This window comes from Mucilaginibacter kameinonensis, from assembly GCF_003675385.1.
Lineage (GTDB): Bacteria > Bacteroidota > Bacteroidia > Sphingobacteriales > Sphingobacteriaceae > Mucilaginibacter > Mucilaginibacter kameinonensis.
The window spans coordinates 200,259-216,042 of the sequence record NZ_RCWZ01000003.1 but is presented as its reverse complement, the minus strand read 5'-3'; the positions used below and the strand labels follow the sequence as shown (position 1 = coordinate 216,042).

The window sequence follows — 15,784 nt, the reverse complement described above, 5'->3', positions numbered from 1 at the left end:
ATGGTGCAGGATTAATAAATAATAGTCAATGGCCCGCTCAGCTGTTGCCGCCCGTTCTTTGAGCTGATCATATAATAATAAACACCGGAAGGCAGTCTTTTTGAATTGAATGTACCGTTCCATGGTTCGGGGGGGCCTTTTCGTTCATATACCTCTTTGCCATATCTGTTAAATACCCTGATTCTGGTTGACGGATCAGTTTCCAGGCCCGATATGACCCATGTGTCGTTAAACCCGTCGCCGTTGGGTGTAAAAGTATTGGGTATATGAATGTCGGCGCACCGGCTGTTGACCATGATATTCTGTGTGGCGCTGCAGCCATTCTGGTCTGTAACCGTAAGTGTAACTGTGCCCGCCTTATGGATCATGTAGGTATTTCCCGAGCGCTGTCCGTTCCACGTATAGGTTACGAAATTAGCGGGTGCGGTAACCCGCACTGTTTCATCGGTAAATTCGCAGATTGTCGCGTCCGGAATGAGGAGAACCGGTTTGGGATTAAACTGTACATCAATGCTGGTGGCAGCAGTACACCCGGAGTTGCTCGTTAAAATAACTTTATAGATACCGCTATGCTGCACCTTGATTTCTTCACCGATATCGCCTGTGGACCACTTCAATTGCCCCTCCGTATGACTGGCACGTAATGTTATAACCTCGCCCTCGCAAAGATTGCTTTGGGTGTTTTTTGTAATAGAGACGATCGGAGAGGAGCTGAAGTCTAATTGTATAACTGCAGATACCTGACGGCAACCCTTGTTATTTTGTATCACCACTGAATAGTTGCCGGCAATAGGCGTATGAATACTCTTTAGTCCGTTATATTCCGGAAGCAACGTTTGATTGCGATACCAGTTAATACTAAAATCCCCGGTGTTTCCGGATAAGATGGTTGAAAGGAAAGCTATGTCCCCCTCGCAATAATGGTTTTTGTCGGCTTTAATCGTTGGGACGGGGAGGCTATGAAATATGATGCTAATTTCTTTTGAACTTATCGATGTTTCCGGGCAATTGCTGACTTCAACTTTGTATTTCCCGGACAAGGTTACTTGAATTGATGGCAAATGGTTGGGTTGTAATACGCCGTCCTTATACCAATGGTATTGATAGGCAGTACTTCCATGGGTATCAAGCGTGACAGATTCACCGTCACATCGATCAATCTGGTCATCATAATCGAAAGAAAAAGTTGGGGTTTGTACAAATTGTATTGCTTTTTCAACAGAAGACTTAATACATTCACCCGAATCGTATTTAACATCGACACGGTAATTGCCCGCTAACGCGGTTTTTATTTCAGGCAGGTTCTTATCATTCACCATGATGGTGCCGTTTCTGTACCAATTGATCGTATAGCCAGCGCCTGAAGACAAATTACTCGTCAATACTGCGAGGTCGCTGGCACAATAGGTTGATTTATCTGACGCTATGGAAGGCGTCGGTAAAGAGAGGTTTACTGTAACAGATTTGGATGTCAGCCAGGAGTTGGTACAGGAGCTGACCTCTACCTTATAAGTTCCGCTGACTGTTACATTAAATTCATTACCTGTATTGCCGGTAAGTAAGTTATCTTTGTACCAGCGGTATTTATATCTGGTATCGTATGTTGTTTTTAAAGTAGTTTGTTGCTGGTCGCAAAGATTTATTACATCTGGGTAATGAAATGAGATTACCGGAGCTTCAATGATATCGACTTTCAGGTGATTGGTAGATACGTGTACGTTCTCGCAGGAATTGTAAAATATCGCAGTGTAATCGCCCGTTTCTGTGACGGAAAGATTGTCGCCGCTTTGACCGGCAATTTCAACGCCATCCTTTAACCATTGAATGGAATTGTTTTCGCTGAAATAAGGATTGACCTTTAAATGTAGATTGCTTCCTTTGCATAACTGCATTTCTGAAGCGTTTTCTGACCCGGCGTTGTCAAAAGAGATTGCTTTGACATTCGTTTGCGGGTCAAGATGATCAGCGAAGTCCGGTTTAAGAAAATAAACACCGTTATCGGTGCCAAGCCAAACACCATTTTCGCATCCTGAACGGATATTGAGGACATCGGATGCTGTGCTGTTGACACAAATATCATTAATTGCGAGGTCCCCCAACTGATCATAGTGGAATAAACTCAGTTTATTGGCGCCTTCAGATGTGTATTGACCATAGATTGACGCACTGTAGTAGAATCCTTTTGCGGTGCCTATGAGTAGGTTCTGCCGGGTGAGGGAATTATTCGAGCTGTTGGGGTCGCCGAAATTCAGGAATCCGTAAATATCTGTTATTTTATTAACCGGAATATTTTCAAGGTAATGATTGAATACGCCGTTGATCTGCGCCTGTTGGTAAAGCCCCGAATCGTTTCCCCAGAAGATGTTGAGAAGAAAATCACCACCCTCTGAAAATACAGTCGGGAACGAATAAAAGCCGGTGTTGATTTTTCTGCCACTCTCCACGAATCGGTAAAGCGCAACCGAATAGACGGTGGAATAAGAGCAGATAATAGCGGGAAAATAATCAGGATTTTCATCACTGCCATAGTTATCCTGGAACATTTGCTTTCGGTAAGTTGATTCGAAGATTTTTACATTTACTGATCCGGTATAGATATTATTGTAAATGAATTCGCCGTTATCCAAATGATAATTGGCTAGCCCTTTGCTGGTTCCGATAACCACATCGCCGGTTCGTACCGGGCCGCCTGAAAAATTGCTGATACCGATACCTGTAACGTTATCCGATAAGCCCACCGTCGCGTCAAATTTGCTTATTGCGCCGGCATTATAATCAAGCACGAGTGGAGCGCTGGTCGCTATAAATACCCGCTCTCCACTCACGCCGGCGATGTCAATGAACTGGTAATTGTGAAAAGAACTGAATTGGGCAGAATAATCATCAATGTCCATCGTTATGCTGTTTACCCGGTAGACCTCATTATTGTTTGCGAGTATCCACAAATAAGGATCATGGAAATCCCTTTTTAATTTTAGAATTTTCTTGCCGGAAAGGAAATTCTTATTTAGATGGAATGAGATGTCCTGACCGGATACGCTATTGGCCATAAGCAGAAAGATACATGCTAGAAATGCGGTCCGGACAGCGAAAATTAGTTTTATATGCAATTCAATGGCGCGTGAAGGTTTGGTTGATAACAAGTGATAGCGGCACATGATGTGGACCGCCATTTAAAAATTTCAGATAGCGAATTAGCGAATTTTTTTTAAAAAAAACAACTCTATTCCCGAAGGAATCGATTACGGGTTTTGTATTCTTATTCTTCAGGAAATCAATTACTTTCATAAAAAATGCCTTTTTAACACCATTGCTGTATTCGATAAAAACAGCGCTAGTGCGGTTCCTGAAAAGCACAGGATGCCCGGTTTCGGGTTTGCCGGGCACAACGAGTTCCGGTTCGTCCGGGATATCGAAGTGTACAACTTTTCCGTCTGGACGGTTTTTACTGATTCAACCGAAAACGGGTTAGATATTTATTAGTCGTTATATCATCGGCGAACATCGTTTTGAGTTCAGTTGGGGTGACCCAGCTCCTGGATGGGGTAGTGCTGCTAAGGCTTTCGGAAAATATTTTAGCGAAGTGCACGGTAGCGACCAGGTTTTTGAAGCCATCACTGGCATTGGTGTAAAAGGGCTTTCCTTCGATATCGCTGATGGCCTGATCGATGTCGACGATGACTTTATCCGGGGATGCTCCGTCCTCAATCTCGTGCATGAGTTTAACACAGGCAATGGCGGCGGGTACTTCCGGGAAGTTCTCCATCAGGGTCTGGTATTTGGGCAGTTCCAGCACGGCTTCCAGATTATACGTAACCTGTTGCAGGTCGTCAAAAAAGCCGTCCCTGAGTTTGGGCAGCATCTGCGGATAGGTAAAACTCAACAGGTTCCGCAGGTTATCTGATGTTTTTGGAAACATAAGCTGGAACTCGGGATATTTGTCTGATAGTTTTTTGAAGCGGTTAAAAAAGGCGACGGTGAGTTCCTGCTTGGCGCGGTCGATCATTAGATCAGCGATGGCGTTGGCGAATTTTGTGACGTCGACATTGCCAAGGGCGGTGATCCCTTTGCTGAACCCCGCGGGAAGGTTTCCTCCGCCCATAGCGCCCGGGTCTTCAAATAAACCTTTGAAGAAAGGATTTTTATCGAGCAGTGTTTTATTGATCGGGGTTCCTTTTTTATAGTAAATATCGTTTGCTAAAAGATCCTGTATCTCCTTTGTGATGGTGATTGTTTTGGCATCCGTATCGTAAAATTTTTTCACGTAGGCGGCGCGGTAATAGTCCGAGCTGCTTGTAGGATCTGCACTGTACGCAGCGGTGCCGGTCAGCATAAGAAAAAGAGGTAAGAGAAGGTAAAGGTTTCGTTTCATATGGTTGGAGTTTAAGTGTTAATTAGTATTTCAAAAAAATTGGCCGGATCGATTACTTTTTTTCCCTGGAAGCCATTTAGGTCGCTTCCGCTATCATATAGCGCAGACAGAAGTTTGGCGGCATCCCAATTGCCGGTCTTTTTTTTGCAGGCCGAGACCCCCAGAGCTGCTATTGCGGCGATGATCGGTGTAGAAAAGCTGGTGCCGCTTTGAGCTGCAGGTGTGGAAGCTGTACCGTAAGACTCGATATCGGTGCCGCGGCTATGTATGATCGTGTGTTCGCTACGCACGGTAATATCGCTGAGTTGTCCGTTTGCATCGGTGGCGCCAACGGATACAAAATTGCTACAAGAGGCAGGATAAAGATCCTGGCTGATCACGCCGCCCGCGAAATTGTTGCCTGAAGCCGCAAACATCAGGACATTTTTATCAACTAATAGTTGATTCAGCTGGCTTTGGAAGTTTGTCTTGTCCGTATCGTTCAGGGGGGATCCGTAACTAACGGAAATAATATCGGCCCCTTTGCCGATAGCCCATTTGATACCGGAAATAATACTATTAAAATTCCGCAGTTCGCCACCGGAACTGATCTTGCCGCACAGCAGTCTGCACTGTGGGGCTACGCCGATATACCAGTGCAGGGTATTACGGGCGGCAATGAGTGAACTGCAATGTGTACCGTGCAGGTCATGGCTCTTATCCATGATGGTACTTGCGTAATCGATCAGAATATCACTATCGGTAACCGCCGGTGCAAGATCGGTATTGCCGATGTCATAGCCGGTATCGAGTACGGCCACGGTGGCCAGGGAACCATACTCGCCGTAGGTGTCCCATAGGTCTTTGATTTTTAGTTCATCGAACCAGGAGAAACTTTGTTTATCGGTCAGGTCTGTGGTTTGAAAGCCGCCGCTCCAATAGTAATTGTTGGCTTTGTCGCGAAACCAGGTGCCGATGCCGTCATAGGCATCGCCTGGATATGCCGTATCGTCGACTTCCACTTCGTCGCCGGGCTCCAGGTAGCGGTCGCTTGGGGCATTAACGCTGGGCCGACCAGCCCGGACATTCAGGTAATTATCTTTAACTGTCAATTTCATCAGCCAACGGTTTTAAGGTTCTTGGGTGCAGGGCCTTTTTTGCCGCTGTTTTTACCGTCTTCATTCGGGGCCACAGCACTGCGCAGCTGCATGAGTTTGTTGAGCAGGTCGAACCAGAAAGGTGCACCCAGGGAAATGGCTATGGCAGTTAGCAGCCAGCCGAAAGGGGTTAGGCGGTTGACGTTCTTCCAGAAGCCTCCTTCGTAGCCGATGCCTAAAGTGTGTGTGGCTTCGGGCAGGTATTTGCTGACGATCTCCACTTCCTTATCCTGCATGGCCTTGGCCGGGTTGGCATTGATCTTCTTTTGTAGTTCGGCTTGTTTGGCTAAATAGGCCTTTCTTGCGGCAGTGTCTTTGACATTAGGCGGCGGGTCTTTGAGCGCTGTTTGGTCGGTCTTTAACTGATTGACGAGGTCGGGGTGGGCCTTTGTGAAAGCGCTGACCTGGCTGATAAGCTGGCTGCGCATTTCGGGGTTGGCTTCGAGCGCTTTGGCGATCCGGATGGTGTCAACATTGAAGAAACCTGCAATGAGTAGACCGATTATCAGCAGGTAAACCTGGGTATATTTTTTGTACCAGCCGGTGGTGCGGTCCATCATTTCATTGAACCAATCGCTAATAAATCCCCGAAATTTACTGACATCGCCCTGGGCATCGGCCCAGACGGACTCCAGGTAGATGGCGGTGTCTTCTTCAAGTTTGGGATATGTCCAATCTTTATGATGATCCTTTAGGTGTCTGCCGCCTATGAGCTTATCCCTATTTACCTTCCAGGCGATCTCCCGGTGTTGCAGACTGTGCTCGATGAGTTTACGGTCGGAAATGCCTGGCTTTGCATCGGGGCCGCGCAGCAGATCGACCAGTACCTTGGTGAAGGTTTCCGGGTCGATATAGGATGGGCGTTTTCGCTGGACCAGGAAGGTATCGGCCCGAAGGTATTTGATTAGCGGGTGGGCAAAAAAAGCATCGCTGACTTTAGGGGCTGCCTTGGCTGCGCTTCTGGCTGATTTATATGCCTGATCACCGCTCAACCACTTCCAGGCCCTGCCCAGCCTTCCCGGCCGTGCGCTCCTGCCGTCATCCAGCATTCTTTGGATAGCTCTGGCCAGTAACCTGCCACGAAGGCCGGTCCGGGACGCGAACATTTCCTGGACAACAGTTGCCAGTAAGCTATAGAGGAGGTAGATAAAAATAAGCCCGATGGCTACGTCGAGTGCGGCGTTGTTGAACATGACAGTGGATTTAGGCGAGCCTACTCTATTATCCTTTTCGGCATCCGGAAAATGTTGTGAATGATATGTTAAATATAATAAATATTATTTAACTATCTAATAATCAAATGGGGGAAATGAAATTTAATATCCGGCCATAAGCTGAATTGGGGCTGTGTATATATTATTAAATGATAGAAGCACTTCAGTTAATTTAAAATATCAATTATAGTTCTTTTTCAATGAGGTAACACTACCGAATAATTGGAAGTCGGCCTTTGGGAGCTTATTTCTGCGCTACGATGGCCGCAATTGGTTTGGCGATTATCGCTGTATTTGCTAACGAAATAGGTTGATGGTTCCGTTTTTGCGGAACGGTACACTAAAGATGAATTAGTCGTTGGTTAAGAATGGATACCTTTTGAATATAGAGTTCTCTTTGAAATGGGTAAAATTTAAGCGGAATAAAATGTTTTAGGGGTGCGTTTTGTTATTTGTAGCGTGATTTAATAGGTTTATTAATGGTGTTGGGCGGATTTTAAGGTGTGTTTTTATTTACCTATTCATTTTCTTTGAGTTTTTGTGGTTTTTTAGAGTATGCGTTTTGTTTTTTGTATTGAAACTGCTTTAGAGGTACTCTTTTTTTTGTTTGTGAGTTGATTTGGTCGTTTTTGGCGAGTCATAAGGTGGTAGGATTGGATAAATAGAGAATATTTATATCTTTACTCCTATTGATTAACCCATGAAGTCTTATCGTTCATATTCGGACTTAGAATTGCTTGACCTGGTAAAGGAGGAAGATAGAAACGCTTTTGTTGAAATCTTCGAACGCTATAATAAACTTTTATATAGCCATGTGTACAATAAGCTCAGGGACGAAGACACATCAAGAGATCTGGTGCAGGATGTGTTTGTGGCATTGTGGGAAAAGAGGGATATGATTAAAAATGTTAACCTCTCAGGATATCTTTTTACCATGAGCCGTAATAAGATATTAAATCTTGTCAGCCACCATAAAATAGTGACTGACTATGCAACAACAATTCAAAATTTTGCAGAGGTTTCAGAAGGCCTTGCGGATGAAAGAATAAGAGAAAAGCAATTAGCAGAGATCATCAATAAAGAAATTAATGCCTTGCCTGAAAGAATGAGGGAGGTTTTTTTAATGAGCCGCTTTGAACATCTTAGCAACCGGGAAATTGCAGAGAAGTTGAACCTTTCAGAACAAACTGTTGCTACTCATATCAAGAAATCGCTTAGGGTTTTACGTCAAAAAATTGGTATGGCCATATTTCTTACTTCTTTTTGTCATTGTGGTGGTCTTGATACCCCTCTGGCGCCAGAGAAAAATGAGCATAAAAAAAATATTTTACTTTTTTTTCCTTCCGGGATACCCGATCGATCCGACTCAACTGTTATGTAATTGTTAAGTCATTATTGACTTATTGATTATGGCAGAATTTGATCACGAACAATTATTAAAAAAATTCAGGGAAGGTAACTGCACGGAAGAGGAGCTTGCTATCATCGAGTCGTGGTATGCGGACTGGAATATGAATGATCATATCCGTCTTTCTGAAACTGAACTCAGAAAAGCAGAGTCACTGATGCGGAACCAGGTAATGGGGCGCATTGGTATGAGGACCGTACAGTTCTTGCCTCGTATATCTATGATAGCCGCGTCGCTAGTGTTGATCACCTCTATATGCTTTTATTTATTAAAACTCGAGACCTCCCGTAAATATATAGCGAAACCAGCCATCGCCGGTACAGAGATTTTAGCGGGGAAGGAAGGGGCTACACTCACACTGGCTAATGGTCAGAAAATTAAATTAGGTAAGAGCGTTCAGGGGCATTTGGCTTCGCAGGGAGCGATAAACATCACCAAATCTGTTAGCGGAGAAATTACCTACACTGTACAGGATCAAAGTATCTCAAAAGGTAAAGCCAATGGCGGAAATCGGGAAATGCTTTTGAATACTTTAAATACCGGCAAGGGAGAAACTTTTAAGGTCAAACTTCCAGACGGATCCCTGGTGTGGTTAAATGCGGATTCGAAGATCACTTTTCCGGTTAATATGGAAGCTGCAAAGGAGCGTAGGGTTAATCTTACCGGCGAGGGGTATTTTGAAGTAGCTAAAGATGCAGCTCATCCTTTCGTGGTTAGTGTGCCGGGTACTTCTGATTTTTCGGGCCAGGAAATCAGAGTGCTGGGAACCCATTTTAATATAAATAGCTATCCTGGCGAAAGTAATGCCGCCACTACATTGCTTGAGGGAAGTATCAGCCTTACTGTGGAGGGAGCAAAATTTACCAGGAAACTAACACCGGGACAGCAAGCCGAGGTAAAGAGCAACAATGTCCGGATATCGGAGGTTGATACCGAAAACGCGGTGGCCTGGAAGAATGGCTACTTTTATTTTGACCGGACGGATATAACCACGGTAATGAACCAGATTTCGAGATGGTACGATGTTAATGTGGTTTATGAAGGCAAGGTCCCCGATGCTCACATCACCGGAAAAGTACATCGTAATGCTAATCTGTCTGAAGCATTGCAGATCCTGAAATACCTGGATATTAACTACAGTGTGGTTGACAGAACCATTAAGATCCGGCCTTGATAACAAACAAATTAAAATTAAACAAAACTTAAATAAGCTATTGCCTATGGTGAGATTTTACTAATAAGAGCGCACGGGGCTTGAATAACCGTGGAAGTGTTGGAACCACAACCACGGTAAGTGTTCAGGTTATCCTATTCTGTTCAGGTGGTGCCTGGGCCGAATAAACAATTGACTATTGATTTCATTAACCTCAACCCATCAAATATAATGAATAAATATCTAATCGGGAATGGCTCCCGGCCTGGATGGCTATGGCCTGTTCCCGAGAAAATTCTCTTAATAATGAGGCTGACAACTTTATTACTGGTCATCTCCTTTGTACATGTAAGCGGAAAAGTACTCAGCCAGATCACCCTTAACGAATCCAACGCGAAACTTGAAACTGTTCTGAAAGCGATTGAAAAGCAATCGGGCTACGTTTTCGTTTATAATGCCGACAAGGTAAACCTGGACAATGTTACCGTTAGCCTGAAAAACGCAACTATAGAACAGGCGCTTGAGGCATGTTTCAAAAATACCCAGATCCAGTACCAGATTGTTAGCAAAAATATTGTGCTTCGCAGGCGGGAAGTGGTGCCGGAAAAGCCTATCGCCTCCGAGCCAATACTCATATTGGGAACGGTAATCAATACTTCCCGGCAACCCCTAAGCGGCGCCTCGGTTATCGTAAAAAGAACAAAAAAGGGGGTATCTACCGATGCCCAGGGTAAATATTTAATTAAAACTGCAGAAATTACCGATACCTTACTTTTTAGCTATCTGGGATATGTTACAAAAGCTATCCCCGCCAGGGTTGCCGCTAAATCACCCATCCTTGATGTGATTATGGAAGAGGCAACCAACGGGTTGGATGAAATTGTTATACAGGGATATGGCAAAACCAGCAAGCGGTTAGCTACAGGTGACATTACCCGGGTATCCGGAAAGGACATTTCGGATCAGCCTGTGATGAACCCCATACTTGCCCTTCAGGGTAGGGTAGCAAACGTTGATATTACACCAGTTAGCGGAACGGCGAGCGGACCTGTGAAAATAGAGATCAGGGGACGAAAGGCCTTAAATGATCAGTTTCCGTCCGATCCGCTTTATATTATCAATGGTGTCCCCCTAACCGTATTGGAGGTTCGTGGTGGAACTGCCAATGCAGGAAGCGCCGCGTATTCCAGGGGCTATGATCAAACAGGTGCTGGCCCAGGCCAAAGCCCGTTTTTTAGCTTGAACCCCGATGATATCGAATCCATTGAGATATTGAAAGACGCGGACGCGACAGCTATTTATGGTAGCAGGGGCGCAAATGGGGTCATCCTTATCACTACCAAAAAAGGGCAGCCCGGTAAAATGAAAATAGATGCCAGCTTCAACACCGGTTCCAATTTCGTAACGCGATATTTTGATCTGCTGAATACTCAGCAATATATTGCCATGCGAAAAGAGGCATTTGCCAACTCCGGTGTACAGCCTACTGTAAATAATGCTGTCGATTTATTGGTTTTCGATCAATCGAAAGATACTAACTGGCAAAAATATCACAGCGGCTCTTCCAGTCAAACTAATTATACCGGGAGTGTAAGTGGCGGTAGCGAACTTACTACCTACAGGATTGGGGCCTCGTATGGAACAACGCACGATCTGAGTACGATCACCGGGGGGAACAGGCGGGGAACAGTGTCCCTTTCGCTGCAAAACCATAGTGCAGATCAGAAGTTTTCAATGGATTTGAACGCTTCATATGCGGCAACGTCGGTTGATGCCGTTCAGATGGATATTCCGCTTACCCTTCCTCCAAATGCGCCGGATCCTTTTGATTCGCAGGGGAACCTGAATTTTGCTGCATGGGGAGCTGCTCATGCCAATTACCCGTTCAACGCATTGAAGAATACCAGCGACCAGCGGGGAAATACATTGTCAAGCGGGCTGCTTTTAACCTATAATGTTGTTAAAGGTTTATCCTTATCTACTTCCCTGGGATATACCAACACAACCAACCTTAATACGGTTCTTAATCCGATAGCCTCTCTTGATCCCTTCGGTACTCCTCCTTTTTATGGCAAGTCTCAGTTTGGAACTACCCGGGTAAGTAACATGATTGTGGAACCGCAACTTAATTACCATACACTATTGGGTAAGGGCAGCCTTGCTGTTTTGGCAGGTGGAACGTACCAGCAGAATTCTACAAGCGGTGCTAATGTGCGCGGATCGAATTATACAGATGATGCACTTTTGGGAACCATCACTAATGCGCCTGTGGTAACGGCTGATGACATCTCAGGTAAATACAAATATACGGGGGTATTTGCGCGGGTGAATTTCAATTGGGATGGTAAATACATATTGAACTTAAATGGAAGGCGCGATGGAAGCTCAAGGTTTGGGGCCGATAGCAGGTTCGGTAATTTTTATTCAATCGGTGCTGCCTGGAATATCAGTGATGAGAAATGGGTTAGCGATTTCCTCCCGAGCTTTTTTTCATTGGTTAAAATCAGGGGAAGTTATGGCATTACCGGGAGTGATCAGGTAGGCGATTACAAATATCTAACCCAATATGGAAATACCGCTATCAAACTTCCCGACTATAATGGAATTTCTCCCATTATACCATTGATCCAGCCTAACGCGGACTATCATTGGCAAGTGAACAGATCTACTGAACTTGCACTTGAAATAGGCATGTTAAAAGATCGCTTATCGTTAAGTGTATCGGCATACCGTTCTTATTGTGATAACCAGTTAGTTGATTTTTTAACGCCCGCAATCACCGGTTTTACATCGGTTATCGCGAATTCGCCGGCGAAAGTCGCAAATGACGGTTTAGAGATAGCACTTAATGGTACTTTGATCAAAACAAACAAATTTAGCTGGTCGGCCTCTTTCAACACAGGCTTTAACCGTAACCGCTTATTGGCTTATCCTAACCTAGAAAAATCGCCTTATGCCGACAGATTGAAAATTGGCACCTCGGTTAATTCTGTTTACGTGCTTAAATACCTTGGTGTAGATCCGCTCACTGGTTACTATACTTTTGAAGACCACAACGGTGATAATAACATTACTACAACCGGCGGGCCGGAATCAAGAGGGGATAGGTACATTGCAGTAAAAACAACGCCTGATTTTACCGGCAACCTAAGCCAAACGTTCCGGTATAAAGGCTTTTCCCTATCTGCTAATTTTTATTTAGTTAAACAAAGGGGCAGGAACTCTTTATACAACAATACCGCGATAGGTTCAACAAATATTTCGTTGGAACGCTATTTAACCAGATGGCAGAAACCCGGCGATCAGGCCCTTACCGCCAAACTGAGTGTGGTGACCACGGCAGAAAATTCCTTGATACTTCAAAGTGATCAGGCGTATACAGATGCAAGCTTTATCCGCCTTAACAGTATCAATGCATCTGGTGCGCTTCCTAAAAGCTGGGCGAAACAAATAGGCGCATCTAATATCAATTTCATGGCGTCGGCCTCAAATATCTTTGTGATCACCAAGTATAAAGGGCTTGATCCGGTTATACAAAGCGTGGGAAGTGCCCTTCCAAGCAGAACTATCACTTTTGGTTTAAACTGTTCATTTTAAAAGGAAATGATGAAAAAGAAAATTATTTCAATAACAGGTATTTGTATTGCATTGCTTTTCGTTTATGGGAGCGGCTGCAAAAAAATGGTGGATGTGGGTGATCCAACAACTACAATCACTACCGAGAAAGCCTTTACTACAGATGGAACTGCTAATGCCGCTTTGGCTGGATTATATTCTTACCTGCTTAACGGCGACGGGCCGCAGGCTATAACACTATCTAATGGTGGAACAACGGTTTATGCAGGTATGTCTGGCGATGAACTGACCAATTTTCTGGGTACAGGCAACGATATAGATTACAGTTTTGTGAGTAACAGGCTCACCAGCCAGACCGACCTGGTAAATGGCATATTTTGGACTCCTCTTTATAAGAGTATTTATAATGCTAATTCTATTATTGATGGCATAGCGGCTTCAACTTCAAATTTGTTAAAGCCCGCTGCAAGGAAACAGATCACTGCCGAAGCCAAATTTATAAGGGCTTTCAATTATTTCTACCTGGTGAACCTTTTTGGAGATGTACCCCTTGTAACCGGTATTGACTGGAAGGCTAACGCGCAAGTGCCACGAACCCCGCTGGCAGATGTTTATACCCAGATTATAAATGATTTGCTGGATGCACAGCGCGACCTTCCTGAAGATTATGCAATAACTGGTGGTGAGCGTATCAGGGTTAATAAATACGCAGCTACTGCAATGTTGGCCCGTGTTTATCTTTATCGCAACGACTGGAAAAACGCTGAAGCACAAGCATCGGCAGTAATTGCCAACAGTCAGTTTGCTATTGATCCTAACCTGGATAATGTATTTCTGCCGTCCAGTAAGGAAAGTATCTGGCAGTTAAAGCCCGCATCAACCAATATTAATATACCATCGTACGAGGCAAAGGCTTTTACGCCGCAGATGTCATGGGAAAAAGATATACCAGAAGATCAGCGCCCGCTTTATTTGGATCCGAGCGTTTTTACGGACGTTGCAATATTGTTTTTTCCGTCATATTACATGACTGATGATCTTTCGGCTGCTTTTGAGCCTAGTGATAAGAGGCTAAAGGCGTGGACAAGTTTTGTAGATACACCGGATGCTCCCCCATATACGGGTGCCACAGCGCACTTTCCTACTAAATATGCCAGGCAGGGACTATCCGCTACACAATACCTTGTGGTACTGAGATTGGCAGAGCAGGTACTGATCAGGGCCGAAGCAAGGGCGCAGCAGGGAAATCTTTCAGGTGCCGATGAAGATCTGAATAAGATTAGGACACGTGCGGGACTTGGCATCATAAGTTCAGCTTCAAAGGATAATGCGCTTGCTGCTATCGCGCATGAGCGCCGGATCGAATTTTTTTCAGAATGGGGGCATCGCTGGTTTGACCTGAAGAGAACAGGTAAAGCGATGGAGGTTCTTGGTTCATTGTCATATAAAAAAATCATAGCAACACAGCTTCTTTACCCCATTCCGCTGGATGAGCTGCAATCAGCACCAAGCCTGGTCCAAAATCCTGGTTATTAAAATGACAGCTTCTGAAGATTAAGTATTCAATATTCAAACAATAAAAAGAAAAACATGAAAAAGATATATCAATACACATTACTTTTTGGTGCCGCGATTATGCTGCTTACAAGTTGTACAAGCCCAAGCAGTGGACCCGGCCGGAAAAAAATGCCCGAATTTACCGAACAGGGAGATGATTTTAGCAATATGCATTTATTTCAGTCTTCGCCCGGTCTTGATATGGGTAGCTCAAGGTTTGGGTTCAGCACCTCATTTACATCAGTAGCCTTTAATGGCGGAGCGAAGGATTGTGCCGCCGTTACCTTTCCGGAATCTTTAGATCAGCAGGCCTTCGCTTTGATCGGCCTTTATAAGCCCTTTGCGCCAACGTTAATTGCCCAATGGTCAAAACAGTCGAATAACGGTATTGTAATTGATTTTTCGGACGGTACCGATCAAAAAAGGAGCGATTATATGATTGAAAGTAAAGGCAATCCGGATGTTCCTGTTATTGTACTTTGGAACGATAAATCGTCGAAACGGTTGGCAACTTACCTTGCGCAGCTATCGGATGTTCCCGGAATATCGCTGAAAACATTAAGTAAATAATCAATCCTTAATTGCATATGAAACGTACAAATTATTATGTATTGGGGCTTTTTGCTTTGATAGCATTATTCGTTTCCTGTAAGAAGACAGAAGATGTGGTGAAACCAACAAGCTCCATTACGGTGTATAATGGATTAACTGACGGTAGCGCAATTTTTGCCAATTTTTACAAAACCGGGAAGCTTAATTTTTCCAGTATCTTAAACGGGATACAGTCCGCATCTTTAGGGGCCGGCACTTATATCCTTGAGAAGGGGGTTATATCAGGAACTATCCCGATTGATTTTTATGCTTATCCGGATAGCGCAAACGTGGCATTAAGTGTTACGCGTGATTATAAACCATCAGGGATGTATTCTATATTCTTAGCAGGTACCAGGTCGGCGATTGATACATTGATTACGGAAGATACCATCCCGGTTGTGCCCTTAACTGATAGCCTGCTTTTGATCAGAACGGTAAACCTGTCTAATTTTTCGGTGCCTGTATCTGTCAATATATTAGGTAAAGCAAGTCCTATACCGGGCTGTGAATCAATAAAATATAAAAAAACAACCGGCTTTTTGAAAGTAAGCGTGAAGCGTGCGGATGTGCCTGGAAATGATCTTACCCTGCAGATCAGGAATGCGGCTACCGGCGCTTTGTTGACTTATACGGCATTTGCCTGGCGCTTCGTAGCCGGTTCAGAATCTTCAAGCTATATATCAAAGCCTGCTACCCTGATTATTACAAGCGCCGGAACTAACACGGTTGCCAAATTTATTTATCCTATAAAAACCAAATAGAACTTTAAAAAAA

At 44.3% G+C, this 15,784-nt stretch carries 10 protein-coding genes; 6 read left to right on the top strand and 4 right to left on the bottom strand.

Annotation, left to right across the window (positions count from 1 at the left end; genetic code table 11):
• Positions 1–11 precede the first annotated feature (11 nt).
• The 4 genes from EAH55_RS13975 to EAH55_RS13960 all read right to left on the bottom strand — a co-directional run bounded on the left by EAH55_RS13975 (position 12) and on the right by EAH55_RS13960 (position 6,701).
• A complete protein-coding gene (locus EAH55_RS13975) occupies positions 12–2,894 on the bottom strand; it encodes a gliding motility-associated C-terminal domain-containing protein (protein ID WP_162996869.1) in 2,883 nt (960 codons plus the stop codon).
• A gap of 551 nt (positions 2,895–3,445) precedes the next feature.
• On the bottom strand, positions 3,446–4,372 hold the full coding sequence (locus EAH55_RS13970) for a hypothetical protein (protein ID WP_162996868.1): 927 nt from the start codon (positions 4,370–4,372) through the stop codon (positions 3,446–3,448).
• 11 nt (positions 4,373–4,383) lie between these two features.
• On the bottom strand, positions 4,384–5,469 hold the full coding sequence (locus EAH55_RS13965; protein ID WP_121810210.1) for a S8 family peptidase: 1,086 nt from the start codon (positions 5,467–5,469) through the stop codon (positions 4,384–4,386).
• Entirely contained in the window at positions 5,469–6,701 is a 1,233-nt protein-coding gene (locus tag EAH55_RS13960) for a cell envelope integrity protein TolA (protein ID WP_121810209.1), read from the bottom strand. Before EAH55_RS13960 ends, EAH55_RS13965 begins: the two co-directional genes overlap by 1 nt.
• 721 nt (positions 6,702–7,422) lie before the next feature.
• Between EAH55_RS13960 and EAH55_RS13955 the strand changes: the two genes are divergently transcribed.
• From EAH55_RS13955 to EAH55_RS13930, 6 genes are all read left to right on the top strand, one after another.
• Positions 7,423–8,103: an RNA polymerase sigma-70 factor gene (locus EAH55_RS13955; protein WP_121810208.1), complete on the top strand. Its 681-nt coding sequence runs from the start codon at positions 7,423–7,425 to the stop codon at positions 8,101–8,103.
• A 28-nt stretch (positions 8,104–8,131) separates the two neighbouring features.
• On the top strand, positions 8,132–9,304 hold the full coding sequence (locus EAH55_RS13950) for a FecR family protein (protein ID WP_121810207.1): 1,173 nt from the start codon (positions 8,132–8,134) through the stop codon (positions 9,302–9,304).
• A gap of 285 nt (positions 9,305–9,589) precedes the next feature.
• On the top strand, positions 9,590–12,880 hold the full coding sequence (locus EAH55_RS13945; protein WP_162996867.1) for a SusC/RagA family TonB-linked outer membrane protein: 3,291 nt from the start codon (positions 9,590–9,592) through the stop codon (positions 12,878–12,880).
• Between the two features lie 6 nt (positions 12,881–12,886).
• Positions 12,887–14,395 carry a RagB/SusD family nutrient uptake outer membrane protein gene (locus EAH55_RS13940; protein WP_121810205.1) on the top strand — a complete coding sequence of 503 codons (1,509 nt, stop codon included), beginning with the start codon at positions 12,887–12,889 and terminating at the stop codon, positions 14,393–14,395.
• A 54-nt stretch (positions 14,396–14,449) separates the two neighbouring features.
• On the top strand, positions 14,450–14,986 hold the full coding sequence (locus EAH55_RS13935; RefSeq protein WP_121810204.1) for a hypothetical protein: 537 nt from the start codon (positions 14,450–14,452) through the stop codon (positions 14,984–14,986).
• A gap of 17 nt (positions 14,987–15,003) precedes the next feature.
• Positions 15,004–15,771 carry a hypothetical protein gene (locus tag EAH55_RS13930; protein WP_121810203.1) on the top strand — a complete coding sequence of 256 codons (768 nt, stop codon included), beginning with the start codon at positions 15,004–15,006 and terminating at the stop codon, positions 15,769–15,771.
• Positions 15,772–15,784 lie beyond the last annotated feature (13 nt).

Coding starts and splice junctions, on each gene's coding strand:
- EAH55_RS13940 (WP_121810205.1), top strand. CDS start 12,887: ATGATGAAAAAGAAAATTATTTCAATAACAGGTATTTGTATTGCATTG.
- EAH55_RS13965 (WP_121810210.1), bottom strand. CDS start 5,469: ATGAAATTGACAGTTAAAGATAATTACCTGAATGTCCGGGCTGGTCGG.
- EAH55_RS13975 (WP_162996869.1), bottom strand. CDS start 2,894: ATGGACATTGATGATTATTCTGCCCAATTCAGTTCTTTTCACAATTAC.
- EAH55_RS13970 (WP_162996868.1), bottom strand. CDS start 4,372: ATGAAACGAAACCTTTACCTTCTCTTACCTCTTTTTCTTATGCTGACC.
- EAH55_RS13930 (WP_121810203.1), top strand. CDS start 15,004: ATGAAACGTACAAATTATTATGTATTGGGGCTTTTTGCTTTGATAGCA.
- EAH55_RS13955 (WP_121810208.1), top strand. CDS start 7,423: ATGAAGTCTTATCGTTCATATTCGGACTTAGAATTGCTTGACCTGGTA.
- EAH55_RS13945 (WP_162996867.1), top strand. CDS start 9,590: ATGAGGCTGACAACTTTATTACTGGTCATCTCCTTTGTACATGTAAGC.
- EAH55_RS13935 (WP_121810204.1), top strand. CDS start 14,450: ATGAAAAAGATATATCAATACACATTACTTTTTGGTGCCGCGATTATG.
- EAH55_RS13950 (WP_121810207.1), top strand. CDS start 8,132: ATGGCAGAATTTGATCACGAACAATTATTAAAAAAATTCAGGGAAGGT.
- EAH55_RS13960 (WP_121810209.1), bottom strand. CDS start 6,701: ATGTTCAACAACGCCGCACTCGACGTAGCCATCGGGCTTATTTTTATC.